Origin of the sequence: Nocardiopsis dassonvillei subsp. dassonvillei DSM 43111, assembly GCF_000092985.1 — a bacterium.
Taxonomy (GTDB): Bacteria; Actinomycetota; Actinomycetes; order Streptosporangiales; family Streptosporangiaceae; genus Nocardiopsis; species Nocardiopsis dassonvillei.
This window is the reverse complement of the sequence record NC_014210.1, coordinates 2,314,343-2,330,132: the sequence shown is the minus strand read 5'-3', so window position 1 is coordinate 2,330,132 and position 15,790 is coordinate 2,314,343. Positions and strand designations below refer to the sequence as shown.

Genomic DNA, 15,790 nt, shown 5'->3' with positions numbered 1-15,790 from the left:
GCTGAGGGCACCGCTCGCTGAGAGCAGCACCCCGGCTCCGCCCCCGATGCCGCCGGACCACCCCACGACGGAGGAACCCGTGCTCGAACTCGAAATCCTCGGCTCCAACGCCACCGCTCCCACCCCGGAGGGTCCCGCCTCCTGCTACCTGCTGCACACCGACGACGGCGTCCTGCTGGTCGACGCCGGGCCGGGGTCCCTGCTGGCCTACCGCACGCGTTACGGGCTGGACCGGCTGCGCGGGATCGTGGTGACGCACCTGCACGCCGACCACAGCCTGGACCTCATGGCCTGGGCCTACCGGTGGACCTTCCCCGAGGTCCTGCCGCGCATCCCCCTGTACTACCCGGAGGGGGAGGCAGAGCGCCTGGCCGCCTTCGACGCGGTCTTCGGCATCCCGACGCTGCCCACGATGAACAGCCCCATCGCCCAGTCCTTCGAGCCCAGGGAGATGGCCATGGACGGGACCACCCGCTACGAGGTGGCGGGAGCCTCCTTCCGCTCCTTCCGGGCCCACCACAGCGTCCCCTCGGCGGCGCTGCGGTTCGAGGACCCCGACGGCGGCAGAGTCGTCTCCTTCTCCTCCGACACGGGGTACTGCGAGGCCGTCGTGCGCGCGGCCGAGGGGGCCGACCTGTTCGTGTGCGAGTCGACCTACCTGGAGGCCGACGACCAGGCCCTGACCGGCCACGGCCACCTCACCGCCGCGATGGCCGGTGACCTGGCCGCGGAGGCCGGGGTCGACCACCTGGTCCTCACCCACTTCGCCGACCCCGGCATGTGGGAGGAGGGCGCCCTGCACGCGGCCCGCGGGTTCTCCGGCCCGGTGAGCGTGGCCAGGCCCGGCAGCCGCTTCTGAGGGGTCGGCCGGGGGCGCCGCAGCCCCGTCTACTGCGCCCCGCGGTCCCGCCCTCGGCCTTGGTCCCTGGCCAGTCCCATGGACTGCTCCGCCCTGTGCCGCGCAAGGGCACCCCGGCGCGGGGCTCGCGGATACGCCACCAGGGGCGGCAACAGCACTGCGCGGGATGCGCCCCGGACTAGGTGTCCGCGGTGAGCACGATGCTGGCATGGCCCAGCATCGCCTGCACCACATTTCAGCTCCACCCCCGCCGCCAGCGCCAACGTCGCCGCACCGTGGCGCAGATCGTGCCACCGCACCGGCGGCGACCCACTCTCCGTGTTCAGTTTCCGGAACAGCCGGGACAACCGCTGAGGAGCCAGCGGACCACCCCGCACAGCGGTGAACACGAACCCGCGCGCATCCCACACCCGACTATGAGATTCAGCCTCCTTCTGCTGATGCCACTGGTGACGGCGCAACACCCCGGTGGTGGTGTGGTCCAGCACGAGCATGCGGCGGCTCGCCGCGCTCTTGGGCGCCAACTCCACCAACCCGCCCGGGTGACAGCCCGCCGTTGAGGCCGTAGCACCGACAGCCCACGCACCCCAAGGGAGATCCCGGAGAATTCCCTGATATCAACGCGAACCCCTGGCAGCCGTCAACACGCCCGCTTAGCGTACTGTCCATGTGGACAGTAAAGAATCCAACTGGACAGTACCCGCAGGCCGACAACGGTCGGCTGTACTACCTTGACCACCTCAAACTCCTGCTCATCGCACTCGTCGTACTCCTCCACGCGGCACAGCCCTACGGCCCCGCCGACTGGTGGTACTTCGAGGACCAGGCCCAGGCGCCGTTGCTCTCCAACGCCGCACTCGTCGCGGGCACTTTTCTGATGAGCCTCTTCCTCCTGATCTCCGCCTACCTCGTCCCGGCGGCCTACGACCGCAAGGGCCCCAAGGCCTTCCTGGGCGACCGCTTCCGGCGGTTCCTGCCGCTGGTCCTCGTCGGATTCCTGGTGGTCGTCCCGGTCCTGATGTACGCCTACTACTTGAACTTCCGTCCTCACCCCGACCTCGGCTTCGCCGCCTACTACGCCGACGTCTACATGGGCGGTGCCGATCGACCGCAGGGCTGGTCCGGCCCCATCTGGCCGGACCGCCAGTTCGCCCACCTGTGGTTCATCCAGCACCTGCTGGTCTATGCCCTCCTGTACGCCCTGTGGCGCGCTCTGACGGCCCGGCTGCGCAGCCGTGCGCCCTCCTCCTCCACGGACACTGCTCCCCGGGCCCCCTCGACCGCCGCGATCCTGCTCTTCGTGGCCCTGGTGGCGCTGGCGACCTTCGCACTGCGGGTCTGGTATCCCGTGGACACCTGGGTCCCGCTCCTGGAGTTCATCCAAGCCGAGCCCGGCGACCTGGCCCTGCAGTCCTCCTTCTTCGTGACAGGCCTCCTCGCCTACCGGCAGGGCTGGCTCACGGCCTTCCCCGACCGCGCGGGGTATGCCTGGCTCACCCTCGGCACGGTGCTCGCCGGAGCCCACCTGGCCTTCGGTGAGGAACTGGACAGGTGGTACACCACAGGCGGCTGGAACACCGGCTCCCTGCTGTGGTCGACCGTGGAGACGCTGATGTGCGTCTCCCTGTCCATCGGCCTGCTCGTGCTGTTCCGCCGGTGGGCCGCCCGGCCGAGTCGGCTGCCGCTCGCCCTGGCGGGGCTGGCCTTCACCGTCTACCTCGTCCACGTTCCAGTGGTCGTCGCCCTGCAGTACACGGCGGGCGCCCTGGCCGCGGGCCCGTGGGAGGGTTTCGCCCTGTCCGCCGTCGGTGGCCTGGTGTTGAGCTTCGCGCTGGCCTGGGGCGCCAGTCGAACCCCCTACCTGCGCCGGGTGCTGTGAACGGCGCCCCGCCGGTGGGACGGCTAGGCTGTGCGCCCATGACGCACAGTGCCGATCTCACCGGCCGGGCCCGCATCCGGATGTCCGCGCTGCGCCTGTTCGCCGAACACGGCTTCTCCAGCACCTCGCTCCGCGCCATCGCGGCCGACGCCGGGGTCTCTCACGCCTTGGTCCGGCACCACTTCGGTTCCAAGGAGAAACTGCGCGAGGCCGTGGACGAGGACGTCCTGGACGCCTTCGACACGGTCCTCTCCGACATCGGCGAGCGGGAAGGCGCACCGGAGAGCCTCGCTGCTTTCGGCGAGGCCAGCGCCAGGCTGTTCGGAACGGACGCGATCCGGCGTGAATACCTCCGCCGCGCCTTGGCAGAAGGCAGCGACCTGAGCGCCCGCCTCTTCGCCCGTCTGCTGGAGGGGGTACGGGTACGGCTCTCGACGATGGGCGGCACGGATGAGCGGTGGGCCCCCTACCAGGTACTCTTCCTCGTCCTGGGCCCCATGCTCCTGGAACCGGTGATGCGACCGGGCCTGGACACACCGGTCTTCGACCCCTCGGTGGTCGCCGAACGCAGCGCGGCCAACCAGCGGCTGCTCACCCACGGGATGTTCGCCAAGGACTGAGACGCACACGCACGACAGACGCGACCGAAAGGGCCACTCAACGGACTCGCGCGAGAACCCGCCGCAGCGCACCAGGACCTCGCGAGGTGCCATCGGATACCGCCAGGGGCCGGCGTGCGCTCCGTTCGCGCTCCGCAGTTGCGGACTGGGACGACACCGGGCGTCACCACACGGCATCCGACGGCACGGCTGATCGGATGGTAGGGGACCGACGGTTGCAAAGCGACACGTGACGGTACGTATCCAGCGAAATTCTCATCCGATGGCCGCAGGCTCGAACCCTGCCGGGTACGCCACGAAAACCCAGCTCAGACGGAGTGCACGAGGATCCCGCAAAAGGACCTCACAGCTTTTTTTGGGCGATGTGTGCTCCATACGCGCTCTTCAGTTCAACCTCAGTCAAACGCACCCATCGGGCTGAGAAACCCCGTGTGAGGTCCACTCGTCCAAGATTGATAGGCACACCCTGGACCCACGTGTCCGGCCGCACGTCAGCCCTTCGATCCGACAACCTCCGAGGCGTACCACTATGTACGTATGGAGACGAGCAACCACCTCACCGGAGATCCTCACGGGCCAGTCGTGCAAGCTGGCGTGGTGCACGGTGACGTGATCCAGATCGTGAACGTCGGGGAATCGCACGGACCCAACGATGCGAGCGTCAGCCCCGGCTGGAGCTTCTCGGGCCGCTCCCCCGACCCGAGAGCAGCGCCGTGGGACTTCTTCTGGAGGCCGTGGGAGGAACCCGAGACCTACCGACTCAGCATCCGGAACAAACTTCCGGCGCCGCTGGTGATCGCCGAGGCCGGGTTCGTTCTCCGCCGAGCACCACGCGAGACGGGCGTCGATCTGGCAAGAATCACAGCACCAGAGGTGGAGTTTCCACTGACGGTGCGAGGCCATGCGAGTCGGGAGGTTCCGAGCACCGCACTCGCCGGTTTCTCCAGATACCAGGCCGGCAAGGAGTCGGAACAGTTCTGGCTTGGCGCCTACGCCGTAACCGCTCGTGGCCGCGAGTACCGCGGCTACAACCACTACCCCGGAAGCCGGCGTGTCAGGGGGACTCGCTTCGAGCAGGAGTACTTGAAGCGTCGGGCCCGGGGTGAGCGCGTTTCGTTGTAGGAGGGAATCGCAGCTACTCGACCTTGGCCCATTCCTCCGCGCTCGAGACATGACGGTGTTCGCTCTGGTGAAGAGGGGGAGCGTCGGTCTGGCAACTCATCCGAAGATCCAGCGGCCAGGGGTCTATCAAGCTGGTCACACGCCCACCGGCCCTCTCGCAGGCACAGCCCTCGGCGCACCGTACACATGCACATAACCGCTGGACTCCCCCGCGCCGGAACACCGGCAGAGTTCCTTGTGGTCGGCGGGAAGCGCCGTGCCCAGGCGCGCCTCGACCACATCCCACGCGATGTCGACATTCCTCGGACGCCGCTCGACGGCGTCGGCGATCCGTCCGACCCATGACACTGCGGCCCCCTGTCCTTCCGGCAGTTCCGGCACGCCGTCGATCCGAACCCTGTTCGCTTATGGACGTTACCCACACAGGGGACCCGGCGGCGCGCACTCCGGGGCGGGGCCGGAGTACGGAATCCGACCTCTGCCGACGATGGCGTTCACCGTTATGGCGGGCAGGCGACCGGGCGGCGCCCGGCCCGCGAGGCGAACGATGACCAAGCCCGCCACAGCGGCCCGAAGGAAACGCGCACACCTGACCCCGCAGAGGAATTCACCGACAAGAAGAACCAAGAAAAAAGCCTCGACCGCGAACGCACCATCCGATCGACGCACCGAGTTTTCGCCCTTCCGGTTGACAACTGCCCACGCCACAGTTATTGTCGTCGCTTATGTCGAAATTCGCATCGTTGGTGGAAGGCCGACCCGGATCCGGGCTCACAAGAGGACCTACGGCCCGAACCGCACCCGGCGACCCGGCCGCCCCACGACCCGACCGACACGGTGAGCCCCGAAAACAGCCCGTGGTCAGGCACGGTGAGCCGCGGCCAGGAGCCTTCCGGGACATCCGATCGGCATCGCGGCAAACGGTGATCGGAGCTTCCCAGCATCAGCGCGTACGCGGCGAGGCACACGTATTGTGCGGTGGCACGCCCGGCGGCAGCGGCTGCTAGTCCCGCCGGGTCCAGGCGACATGGTCGTCGGTTCTCCCACCCTTTTCATCAACCTTTCCGGCGTGCGTTCGTGCCCCCGGGCACGGTTCGCGCCCCTGCTCCACTATTCGTGAGGCTGTGTTCGCCATGCCCGAAAAACCACATAAAAACAAAGAGCAAACGAGCCGTCGCAGGAAGGAACACAAAGACGAGAAAGGCAAGGACCGGGCCTCGGCGCCGCGGAGCCGGACGGGCCACACCGCGCTCGGGAGCCTGGACTACCAGCACCCCACGTATCCCCACGACACACACCCGGTCCTCGTCCCGGGCATCTCGATCGACGACCAGCGCCGCAGCTACCGGGTCGACTGGCTCGTCTTCGCGGTCGCCGGATCGCTGACGGTCGCCTTCGTCGTCTGGGGCATCTGGTCGCCGGGAAGCGTCGCCGCGGTCGCCGAGACGGCGTTCTACTGGTCGACCGACAACCTCGGCTGGATGTTCAACGTCGTGGCCATCGTCGTGCTCGTCTCCACCGTGGGCATAGCGTTCTCGCCCTACGGGAGGATCCCGCTGGGCAAGGACGGCGAGCGGCCCGAGTTCAGCACGTTCTCCTGGACGGCCATGCTGTTCGCCGCCGGGCTGGGTGTGGCGGTCCTGTTCTGGGGGCCCTCGGAGCCGCTCGGCTACTTCATCTCACCGCCTCCGCTGACGAACGAGCCGGAGTCGGTCGAGGCCATGCACACGGCGCTCGCCCAGATGTACTACCACTGGGGCTTCCACGCGTGGGCCGTCTACGCGCTGGTCGGCGGGGCCGTCGCCTACGCCGCCTACCGCCGCGGCCGTCCCCTGCTCATGTCCTCGATCTTCCGCGCCCTGTTCGGCCGACGGCTCACCGAGGGTTTCGCCGGAAAGCTCGTCGACATCTTCGCGATCATCGCCACGCTCTTCGGCACCGCCGCCGCCCTCGGTATCGCGGCGATGCAGATCGGCTCCGGCGTCAGCATCGTGTCGGGCGCCGGGGACCTCACGAACAACACCCTGGTCGTCATCATCGCGGTCCTGACCGTCGGCTTCGTCGTCTCGGCGGTCTCGGGCGTCGCACGGGGCATCCGGCTCCTGTCGAACGTGAACATCGTGCTCACGATCGGCATCGTCGCGGTCTTCCTCTTCCTCGGCCCCACACTGTTCCTCCTGAACCTGCTGCCCTCGGCGGTCATGGAGTACTTCGGCTCCCTGTTCGACATGATGGGCCGATCGCTCTCGTGGGGTCCCGAGACGCAGGAGTTCCAGTCGCTGTGGACCGTCTACTACTGGGCGTGGTGGATCTCCTGGTCGCCCTTCGTGGGCATCTTCCTCGCGCGCATCTCCCGCGGCCGCACCATCCGCCAGTTCACCCTCGGCACGATCATCATCCCGTCCTCGCTGCTCTTCGTCGCCTACGGGGTGATGGGCGGAACCTCCATCTGGATGTACCGGGAGGGCGCCCCCGGTCTCACCGAGGGCATGCCCGCGCCCGAGGTGCTCTTCGCCCTCATCGACAACCTGCCGTACGTGGAGTGGCTGCCCTTCGTCGTGATCGTGGTGCTCGCGATCTTCTTCATCACCGCCGCCGACTCCGCGTCGGTGGTGATGGGCATGCTCACCACGCAGGGGGACCAGAACCCGCGCCTGTGGGTGGTCGTCTTCTGGGGCCTGGTCATGTCGGGGATCGCGATCGTGATGCTGCTTCTGGGCGACGCGACGGCGTTGACGGGCCTGCAGCAGCTGGTGATCGTCACGGCGGTGCCCTTCGCGCTCGTACTGGTCCTCGCCGTCGTCGCGTGGTTCAGGGAGCTGCGCACCGATCCCCTCACCCTGCGCATGCACTACATCGACACGGCGATGGACAACGCCGTGACGGAGGGGGTGGACCGCTACGGCGACGACTTCTCCCTGAAGGTCGTGGAATCGCGGCCCGGGGACGGAGCCGGGGCGGGCATCGACTCCACCGACGAGAGCTACACGGAGTGGTACCAGCGCACCAATGAGGAGGGCGAACCGGTCGGCTTCGACTTCGGGACCGGGGAGTGGGCCGACGGCTACGATCCGGACACCGGTGAGACCTCGGAGACCGCCCCCGAAGGGGCCGTGGTGGCACGGGAAGACCGCGTCGAGGTGTCGGAGACCGGGACCGAGGAACGCTGACTCCACCGCCCCGGCCTCCGCCGTTCAGCCGACGTCGGGGGCCGACCCGCCCCGCCGGTCAGACGCCGGACTTCTCCAGCAGTTCGTTCGTCAGTTCGGCGAGACGACGACGGTACCCGGGGTCGAGGGCGGCGGGGACGGAGGGCGGTGTCTCCACGCCGTCGTCGAAGTGGCGTCCGCTGACCCGCTCCAGCTCGGGCGCGTCCACCAGACGGCGTGTGGCGGCCACCCCCTTCTCCAGGGGGTCGTGGAACTCCACGCCCGCGGCCCTGGTGAGGGAGGTCTCCATGTAGGTCCCCGGGTGCAGGGAGTTGACCGTGACCCCGCTGCCGACCAGTTCCCCGGCCAGGTCCAGGGTGTGGCTGATGAGGGCCAGCTTGGACCGGCGGTAGGCAGCGGGTTCGGTGAAGCCGCGTTCGAACTGCGGATCCTCCAGGTCCAACTCCTGCTGTCCCCGGGAGGCGATGTTGACCACCCGTGAGGGAGCGGACCGGCGCAGCAGCGGCAACAGCTCCCTCGTGAGCAGCACCGGCGCCAGGTAGTTGACCGCCAGGCGCAACTCGTGGCCGTCAGCCGAGGTCGTGCGCTCGGCGCCGTCGATCCGAAAGCCCACCGCGGCGTTGTTGACGAGCACGTCGAGCCGGTCGTGGCGGGCGGCGACCTCGGCGGCGAGCCGCTTGGCCCCGGCGAGGGAGGAGAGGTCGGCCCGGTAGACCTCGCCGCCGGTGTCCGCGGCGACCTGTGCGAGCCGTCCGGTGTCGCGGCCGTGGAGCAGGAGCCGGTGCCCTGCCGCCGCGAGGTCCTCGGCCAGGGCTCGGCCGAGTCCGTCCGACGCGCCGGTGACCAGGATGGTGGCCATGTGGGTGCCTTTCACAGAAGGGGGCGCCGCCGGTTCGGCCGACCGCGCGCTCCCACGGTATGACGGCCGACACCAGCGGTCAACAGAGGTTGACCTGGGCCGATGTCCGCCGACCCGGGTGAGGGGCCCGCCCCACAGGCGGGGGGAGCGGGACGACCGCCGCCGCGCGGCCCGGACGGCGGTTCGGGTGCCGCGGTGCCGGAAGCCGCGAAGCCGTTCGGAGGCCGTACTCGTACAGGACGGGTCGGACGGGGCGGTGGAAACCGGGCGGATACGCTGCTGAGCGGGGAGGGCCGCCGCTTCCGCGGCGATGGACTCCCCGCTCTCTCGCACTCTCGCGGCGCGCGTCCGCGATCCCGGAAACAGTGAGGTGGACGGCCATGGACAAGCCGCGTGGGAAGGACTCGTTCTCGTTGCTGTACAGGACGGGGTTCCGTATCAACTACGCGCTCCTGCACGTCATGGGCCCGGCGTCCCTGACCCCCGAGACCGATCCGCAGCACCGCGCGAAGAGGGAGTACGAGCGCCGGCGTGAACTCCACCGGGCGTGGAAGGCGCAGCAGCGGTCCCGGTAGCGCGACCGGGCGGGTGGCGTTCGCCGACGCCGAGGCCCCCGCGACCAGCAGGGGCGGAGCGCCAGGCCGCCACACCCGCCCCGCACACGTGAGGAGAAATCATGTTCACCGGCCTGAGCGCCTTTCCGCTGACCCCGTTGGACGACGACCGCTTCGACGAGCGGGCCTACGCGGGGCTGGTCACCCGCCTGGCGGAGGCGGGCGTCGACTCCATCGGCGCGCTGGGTTCGACCGGTTCCTACGCCTACCTGGACCGGGAGGAGCGCCGCCGCGCGGCCCGGACGGCGGTACAGCACGCGGACGGCACACCGGTGGTCGTCGGTATCGGCGCGCTGCGCACCTCCCAGGTGCAGGCCCTGGCCCAGGACGCCCAGCAGGCCGGTGCGTCCGCCGTGCTGTTGGCTCCGGTGAGCTACCAGCCGCTCACCGACGAGGACGTGTTCGCGCTCTACGCGACCGTCGCCGCCGAGCTGTCGGTGCCCCTGGTGGTCTACGACAACCCCGGCACGACGCGCTTCACCTTCTCGACCGGACTGTACGCGCGCGTCGCCGCGCTGCCCGCCGTGGCCGCGATCAAGATCCCGCCGGTGCCCGCGGACCCGGTGGCCGCCCGCGAGCGTGTGGCGGCGGTCCGCGCGGCCTTGCCCGACCACGTGAGCGTCGGGGTCTCCGGTGACGGCGTCGCCGCGACGGGGCTCAACGCGGGCTGCCGGGCCTGGTTCTCCGTGGTGGGCGGAACCCTGCCCGCCGCCGCCCTGCCCCTGGTCCGCGCCGCCCTGGGCGGTGACGCCGAGGGGGCGGCGGCGGAGTCGGAACGGCTGCGTCCGCTGTGGGAGTTGTTCGCCTCCCACGGCAGCCTGCGCGTGGTCGCCGCGATCGCCGAACACCTGGGGCTGGTGGCCCCGCGCTGCCTGCCCCGCCCGATCCTGGGACTGCCCGCCGCCGAGCGGGAGCGGGTGGCCCGTGTGGTCGAACAGCTGGGCCTGGCCTGAACGGCGCCTGTGGGGACGTCCCCCACGAGAGCGTGTGGCCGCCTGCAACCTCATTTGCTGCGAGCATCCGGCTGAGCGTGCTGATGGCTGTCGATATGAGCACTGCCGACCCAGGCAGCCCGGGGACGCGGTCCTCCCGAGGGTGACAGCTGTCCGCTTCAGCCCACCAGCCCGCGGACGATCGTGGTTTCGGTGTCCCGGACGTAGGTCACGACCGCCCCGGGGACGGGGATCGCCCGGTGGTCACCGGTACGGGCGCCGTCCATGCCGGGCTCCGAGGCGAACTCGGGTTCGTCGAACCGGATGGTGCGTACGGCGTCCGGTCCGGCGTCGTAGGGGATGACGACCACGGCGGGGATGGTCTCCTGCGTGCCCGTCTCCTCGTACTCCAGGCGCGGAATGATCACGGCCTCCCCCAGAGCGATGGCTTCGGGCAGTTGATCGAGGAAGACCGTACTGAACGGCATCTCGGCCGTGGCGGTGATCTCGCCGGAAGCGGAGACACGGTGGAACAGAAAAGGCTCGCGTTCGTCACCGTTCCCCTGGTCCGCGGGGCCGCGGGAGAGGAGGACCGTGCTCTCGGAGCCGACTCGCACGAGTTGCTCGAAGTCGTCGCTCATGGCGGTCTCCGAGTCCATCAATTCCGGAGGAAGCTCCAGGGAGTCCGAACCGTCACGCAGGTCCAGCGCCCGGGGGAGGTCGCTCCGGTAGCGGCCCTGCGCCACGACCACGGGGTGAGAGTCCGTGCCTGGGACGGGCCGGTCCACGGAGATGCTGAGCTCCGTGTTCGTGTCGTCCCACTCACGGATCCAGTTCTCCTCACCCGTGCGGGCGTCGAAGGCGGCGACGACACCGGTCAGCGGTTCACGGTTGTCCAAGGTCAGGTCCCGGAGCGTGGTGTCCTCGTCGAGCCGGTCCTCGTCCGCGCACAAGTACGTGATGAGGACCTGGTCCTCGTGCAGCAGGAGGTTCTCGCCGCTCTGCCAGCCTCCGAAGTTCACGCAGGTGCGGTCTCGCGACTCCGGGACGGTGGGGAACCAGAGCTCTTCGTTGGAGTCCGCCGCGTGCACACGGACCCTCTGTTCCTCAGTGGTGTCCCGCCAGGAGTAGAGGCTCACCTCGGACGTGCCCGCGAGGAAGTCGACGCGGGTCTCCTCGTCCTCGCCTTCCTCAAGCAGCGGCGGCACGGTGAACTCGCGAAGGATCCCTCCGGTAACGGTGTCGATCTCGGTGACGTGATGATCACCCGATCGGTCCGCGACAGGCTGTCGGGTGACGAGCGCCCGCGTTCCACCGTCGGAGATCACAACGCGCACCCAACTGTTGTAGGGGTGCCGGTAGCTCCACAGCACCTCGCCGGAGGAGCCGTCCAGGGCGACGACACCGTCCTCAAGCGTCAGGAGCGGGCCGAACGGTCCAGGCTCCACGCCCCGCACGGACACGTCCTGCGGTACCTCCCACTCCCAACCGACCTCGCTGACGTCGCCCGGCACCGGGGCAGGTGTGTCCGGGAAGGCGTCGGCGACCGTGTGCTCCGTCGGCTGGTACAGGGTCGCGGCACCCAGCCCGAACTCCAACAGCAGCACCAGGACCAGTCCTCCGGCCATGGGCGGCACGGAACCGGGCAGGGGCCGAAGCCTCGGCTGGTGGGCTGTGGCCGCCATCAGTATCGCGCCGAGGGTGATCGCCAGGGTTGCCGTCCACAGGGAGACTCCGGCCGCATCGGGAAAGTAGAACCGCGGGTTCTCCGCTGTCCAGGAGAACGCCATCGGCGAGAAGGCGGTGTAGGCCACGTACAGCAACAACACGATCACGACCAGAAGGAGCACCGCGCGGGTCCGGTCGAGGCGTGTGGCTGGTCCGGCTTGGCGTTCCCATGCGTCGCGCCGCAACACGACGCAGAGCACGATCGCGCCGAGGAGCACGGCCGCCAGCCACCAGAGGCCGCCGTCGGGAGTCGTCAACTCCTCTTCCATGAGAGGAAATCGCACCATGTCGACGGCCGCGAGCAGGATTCCGCCGCTGACCAGCCCCAAACCAACCCAGCTCACCGTCTCCGGACGGACTCGGCTGGTGACCCGAGACTCGTTCTCCACCTGCAGTCCTCGTTCCTCACCGCACTCGTGCCCGACTCCAGGGCCCGGGAGGGGAGGAAAGTCGGATTCGCGATCGACAACATAACAGTGCGCTCCGCCCGCCCGTGGCCTCGGCGGCCCCGCTGGAGGCGCTCTCGCCCACCCGTCAGCCCCGCAGCCAGCGGTCCGCGCCGCGACACGGGAAATACGGTTGCGGCCGGGACGCACCGGGCCCAGGATGATCCGGTGCAGACCCGAGAGACCACACTCGACCTCGGCCACGAGGCCCTGGCCGCGCTGGACTTCGGCGGCGCGGGCGCCCCGGTCCTCCTCGTTCACGGCAGCGGGCACAACGCGGCCGCCTGGACGGACGTGGCGGCCCGTCTGACCGACCGCTGCCGGGTCGTCGCCGTCGACCTGCGCGGACACGGCCGGACCAGGGCCGACTCCCACGACGCGGAGCAGTACTGGCGCGACCTCGCCGGCGCGGTCCGGGCCCTCGGCTGGGAGGACCCCGTCCTGGTCGGGCACTCGCTGGGCGGTTACGCCGTCACCGCCGTGGCCGCCAGCGGGCTGGTCCGCCCCGCCGCGGTGTGCGTCGTCGACGGGCTCGTCCTGGACACCCGGGAGCAGGCCGTGGCCAACCAGGAACGCTGGACCACGCCCGAGGCGATGGAGCGGGTGCGCGCCCGGTTCGGCTACGGGTGGGCCGCCACCCCGGAACAGGCGCGCGAGTACATCGAGCGCGGTGTGCGGGAGGCCCCCGGGGACGAACTCAACCGGGACTGCCGCCCCGGCCTGGTGCGCGGCGTGCTGGAGCGCTCCTTCAGCAGGGACCAGCACACGTGGCTGCGGCGTCCGACCGCCGAGCAGATCGCGGTGATCAGCGCCCCCGCGCCGGACGCGGCCGTCTACCCCAGCGTGGACGTCTACGAGCGCCTCACCTGCCCGCTCACGGTCGTCCTTCCCGACGGGGGCTTCTACGCCGCGCGCCGCGACGAGGTACGGGCCCTCGTCGCCGCACGCCCGGAACGCACACTCGTGGAGATGCGCACACACCACAACGTGCCCATGGCCCGCCCGGAGGAACTCGCCCGCGTCATCTGGGACGTCGTGCGCGCCCGACCCACCGCATAACCGGAGAACACCTGTGACACACCGCCTCCAGCAGCGTTCCGTACGCGAGTACCCCGTGGCCGCGCAGGGCTCCGGCCCGTACGGCATCACCGCCGGGACCGACGGTTCGCTGTGGGTCACGCTCGTCCACCACGGCCGGATCGCCCGTATGACACCGGACGGCTCCACGACCGTGTACCCGCTGGACTCCACCGCGTGCGCGCCCTCGCTCATCACCACGGGCCCCGACCACGCGCTCTGGTTCACCCGTACCAAGGACGACAGGATCGGCCGCATCACCGCGGACGGGAAGGCCGACTCCTTCGCGCTGCCGACCCCTGGCGCCCAGCCCTTCGGCATCACGGCCGGGCCCGACGGGGCACTGTGGTTCACCGAGATGAACGCCGACCGCATCGGCCGTATCACCACCGACGGGGAGGTCACCGAGTTCCCCCTGCCGACGAGGGGAGGGTTCCCGTCGTTCATCGCCTCCGGGCCCGACGGAGCCCTGTACTTCACCCTCAACCAGGCCGACGCCGTCGGCCGCGTCACCGTCGGCGGGGACGTGACCCTTCATCCCCTCCCGACCGGCCAGGCGGGACCCGTCGGTATCACCGCGGGTCCGGACGGCGCCCTGTGGTTCGTGGAGATCGCCGCGGGCCAGATCGGCCGCCTCACCACGGACGGACGCATCCGGGAGTTCCCCCTCCCCCGGCGCGACTCACGCCCCCACGCCATCACCGCGGACCCCGAAGGGGGCTGCTGGTTCACCGAGTGGGGCGCGAACCGCGTCGGGCACATCACGGCGGGGGGCGACATCGACCTGTTCGACCTGCCCGCGCCCTCCCGCGAACCCCACGGCGTCGCGGTCACCGCGGACGGAACGGTCTGGGTCGCCCTGGAGACCGGCGGTATCGCCTCCCTGGCGCCGTGAGGCCCCGCGACCCGGCGCTCACGCCGGTTCGCGGTCCGCGTTCGCGGGTGTGCCCGCCGCACGGGCCGGTTCCACGGGCGGCGTTCCCGGGCCGGAGGCCGGTGCCAGGGCGAGCGTGACCGGGACCAGGGCGATGAGCCCCAGCCCGAACCACCCCGCACCGGTCAGCGCCTCCCCGACGACCAGGACCGCCAGGAGCGCCGCGACCGCGGGTTCGCTCAGCGTGACCGTGGTGGCCGTGCTCGCCGAGACCCGGGTCAGGCCGAAGCCGAAGAAGAGGTAGCCCAGGAACATGGGCACCAGCGCCATGTAGGCGGCCACCGTGAAGGCCTGCGCGGAGGCCAGGAGGGGGGCGCCGGTGAGCAGGAGCACCGGCATCAGCAGCACGCCGCCGCAGCCGAAGACCGCCCCCATGGACGCCGCCCGGTCGACGCCGCGCCCCATGAGGGTGTGCGCCGCCCAGGAGAACGCGGCGTAGGTGAGGCCCGCCACCAGCCCGAGCGCGACACCGGCCGCGGTCCCGCCGGGCGAGGCGGCGGGGGCGGCCGTGTTCGACACGCACAGCAGCACGCCGCCGACGATGCCCACCGCCGCGGCCAGCATCCACCACCGGCTCAGCGGTGTGCGCTGGACCACCAGTTCCAACAGGCCGGAGGCCAGCGGTGCCGACGCCAGGGACACCACGGTGCCCACCGCCACCCCCGCCAGGTGCATCGAGCCGTAGAACGCCAGGGGGTAGACGCCCACGGCCAGGGCTCCCACCGCCACCAGGGGCAGGTTCTCCCGCAGCCGGGGGCGGGCCGCCGCCAGCGCGGGCAGGGCGATCAGCGCCTGGAGCAGGCCGCCGATCCCCAGGGCGGCCGAGCCGATGGCCAGGGGCCCGGCCTGCGGGGCGAAGGTGGCGGCGGTGCCGGTCGTGCCCCACAGGACGGAGGTGACCGTGATGGCCGCGATGCCCAGCGTCCGGTGGCGGTTCACAGCGCGTCCACCAGGGCCGCGGCGATCGCGCGTGCCTCCAGGAGCCGGTCCGGCGCTCCCTCCAGTCCGGCCCGGGCCATGGAGCCCTCCAGCAGGAACGAGCAGTGCCGGGCGGTGCGCGCCGCCGTGTCGGGGTCGGTGATCTGCTCCAGGTGCCCGGCCACGAGCGCCTCGACCTGCTCCTTGTGCTCGCGCACCCGCTCCCTGCCCGGTGCGCCCGCGGGGAGTTCGGCCGCGGCGTTGAGCAGCCCGCAGCCGCGGAACCCGTGCTCGTAGGCGGCCGAGGCGTGGTCGACGTAGGCGTCGAACACCGCCAGTACCCCCTCCCGGGGGGTGTGGGCCTCCTCCAGTCGGCGCCGGTACAGGTCGAGCCACTCCCGGTGCCGTTCCTGGAGGTAGGCCAGCGTCAGCTCCTCCTTGGAGGAGAAGTTGTTGTACAGGCTCATCTTGGCCACGCCGGCCTCGGCGGTGACCGCGTCGATGCCGGTGGCGGTCATGCCGTGGGCGTAGAACAGCCGCGCCGCCGCGCCGAGCAGCTTCTCCCTGGCCGATCCCGCACGCGGCCGGGCCTCCTCGACCTGCGCCATGGTGCACCTCCGCTATCGGACTAG

General features: G+C 70.5%; 13 protein-coding genes. 9 read left to right on the top strand and 4 right to left on the bottom strand.

Going from position 1 to position 15,790, the window contains the following annotated elements:
* The first annotated feature begins 79 nt into the window (after positions 1-79).
* The 5 genes from NDAS_RS09445 (at position 80) to NDAS_RS09425 (ending at position 7,650) form a co-directional block, all read left to right on the top strand.
* Positions 80-859: an MBL fold metallo-hydrolase gene (locus NDAS_RS09445; protein ID WP_013152943.1), complete on the top strand. Its 780-nt coding sequence runs from the start codon at positions 80-82 to the stop codon at positions 857-859.
* 667 nt (positions 860-1,526) lie between these two features.
* Positions 1,527-2,738, top strand: a complete 1,212-nt coding sequence (locus NDAS_RS09440) for an acyltransferase family protein (RefSeq protein ID WP_013152942.1) — start codon at positions 1,527-1,529, stop codon at positions 2,736-2,738.
* A gap of 38 nt (positions 2,739-2,776) precedes the next feature.
* Entirely contained in the window at positions 2,777-3,358 is a 582-nt protein-coding gene (locus tag NDAS_RS29550; protein ID WP_013152941.1) for a TetR/AcrR family transcriptional regulator, read from the top strand.
* 537 nt (positions 3,359-3,895) lie between these two features.
* Positions 3,896-4,480, top strand: a complete 585-nt coding sequence (locus tag NDAS_RS09430) for a hypothetical protein (RefSeq protein WP_126624978.1) — start codon at positions 3,896-3,898, stop codon at positions 4,478-4,480.
* A 1,133-nt stretch (positions 4,481-5,613) separates the two neighbouring features.
* Positions 5,614-7,650, top strand: a complete 2,037-nt coding sequence (locus NDAS_RS09425) for a BCCT family transporter (RefSeq protein ID WP_013152939.1) — start codon at positions 5,614-5,616, stop codon at positions 7,648-7,650.
* A gap of 58 nt (positions 7,651-7,708) precedes the next feature.
* On the opposite strand, the gene NDAS_RS09420 is transcribed toward NDAS_RS09425, so the two are convergent.
* A complete protein-coding gene (locus NDAS_RS09420) occupies positions 7,709-8,509 on the bottom strand; it encodes an SDR family NAD(P)-dependent oxidoreductase (protein WP_013152938.1) in 801 nt (266 codons plus the stop codon).
* Positions 8,510-8,889: 380 nt separating this feature from the next.
* On the opposite strand from NDAS_RS09420, the gene NDAS_RS09415 reads away from it, so the two are divergent.
* Positions 8,890-9,084 (top strand): hypothetical protein, encoded by a 195-nt coding sequence (locus NDAS_RS09415; RefSeq protein ID WP_013152937.1) that lies wholly within the window; start codon positions 8,890-8,892, stop codon positions 9,082-9,084.
* 101 nt (positions 9,085-9,185) lie between these two features.
* Complete coding sequence (locus NDAS_RS09410; protein WP_013152936.1) at positions 9,186-10,076, top strand: dihydrodipicolinate synthase family protein; 891 nt, start codon at positions 9,186-9,188, stop codon at positions 10,074-10,076.
* Positions 10,077-10,234: 158 nt separating this feature from the next.
* Here the strand turns inward: NDAS_RS09410 and NDAS_RS09405 are convergent, their stop codons facing one another.
* Positions 10,235-12,040: an ABC transporter ATP-binding protein gene (locus tag NDAS_RS09405; RefSeq protein ID WP_232051659.1), complete on the bottom strand. Its 1,806-nt coding sequence runs from the start codon at positions 12,038-12,040 to the stop codon at positions 10,235-10,237.
* A 357-nt stretch (positions 12,041-12,397) separates the two neighbouring features.
* Between NDAS_RS09405 and NDAS_RS09400 the strand changes: the two genes are divergently transcribed.
* Together NDAS_RS09400 and NDAS_RS09395 are read left to right on the top strand one after the other, a co-directional pair.
* Positions 12,398-13,288, top strand: a complete 891-nt coding sequence (locus NDAS_RS09400) for an alpha/beta fold hydrolase (RefSeq protein WP_013152934.1) — start codon at positions 12,398-12,400, stop codon at positions 13,286-13,288.
* 13 nt (positions 13,289-13,301) lie between these two features.
* Positions 13,302-14,201, top strand: coding sequence for a Vgb family protein (locus NDAS_RS09395; protein WP_013152933.1), 900 nt, complete (start codon positions 13,302-13,304; stop codon positions 14,199-14,201).
* 18 nt (positions 14,202-14,219) lie between these two features.
* On the opposite strand, the gene NDAS_RS09390 is transcribed toward NDAS_RS09395, so the two are convergent.
* Together NDAS_RS09390 and NDAS_RS09385 are read right to left on the bottom strand one after the other, a co-directional pair.
* Positions 14,220-15,179, bottom strand: a complete 960-nt coding sequence (locus NDAS_RS09390) for an EamA family transporter (protein ID WP_013152932.1) — start codon at positions 15,177-15,179, stop codon at positions 14,220-14,222.
* Positions 15,176-15,766 carry a TetR/AcrR family transcriptional regulator gene (locus NDAS_RS09385; RefSeq protein WP_013152931.1) on the bottom strand — a complete coding sequence of 197 codons (591 nt, stop codon included), beginning with the start codon at positions 15,764-15,766 and terminating at the stop codon, positions 15,176-15,178. Before NDAS_RS09385 ends, NDAS_RS09390 begins: the two co-directional genes overlap by 4 nt.
* Between the last annotated feature and the right edge of the window lie 24 nt (positions 15,767-15,790).

What these genes read in the sequence shown, in the direction of transcription:
- NDAS_RS09440 (WP_013152942.1), top strand. Translation starts at nt 1,527, where the DNA reads ATGTGGACAGTAAAGAATCCAACTGGACAGTACCCGCAGGCCGACAAC.
- NDAS_RS29550 (WP_013152941.1), top strand. Translation starts at nt 2,777, where the DNA reads ATGACGCACAGTGCCGATCTCACCGGCCGGGCCCGCATCCGGATGTCC.
- NDAS_RS09430 (WP_126624978.1), top strand. Translation starts at nt 3,896, where the DNA reads ATGGAGACGAGCAACCACCTCACCGGAGATCCTCACGGGCCAGTCGTG.
- NDAS_RS09425 (WP_013152939.1), top strand. Translation starts at nt 5,614, where the DNA reads ATGCCCGAAAAACCACATAAAAACAAAGAGCAAACGAGCCGTCGCAGG.
- NDAS_RS09420 (WP_013152938.1), bottom strand. Translation starts at nt 8,509, where the DNA reads ATGGCCACCATCCTGGTCACCGGCGCGTCGGACGGACTCGGCCGAGCC.
- NDAS_RS09415 (WP_013152937.1), top strand. Translation starts at nt 8,890, where the DNA reads ATGGACAAGCCGCGTGGGAAGGACTCGTTCTCGTTGCTGTACAGGACG.
- NDAS_RS09410 (WP_013152936.1), top strand. Translation starts at nt 9,186, where the DNA reads ATGTTCACCGGCCTGAGCGCCTTTCCGCTGACCCCGTTGGACGACGAC.
- NDAS_RS09385 (WP_013152931.1), bottom strand. Translation starts at nt 15,766, where the DNA reads ATGGCGCAGGTCGAGGAGGCCCGGCCGCGTGCGGGATCGGCCAGGGAG.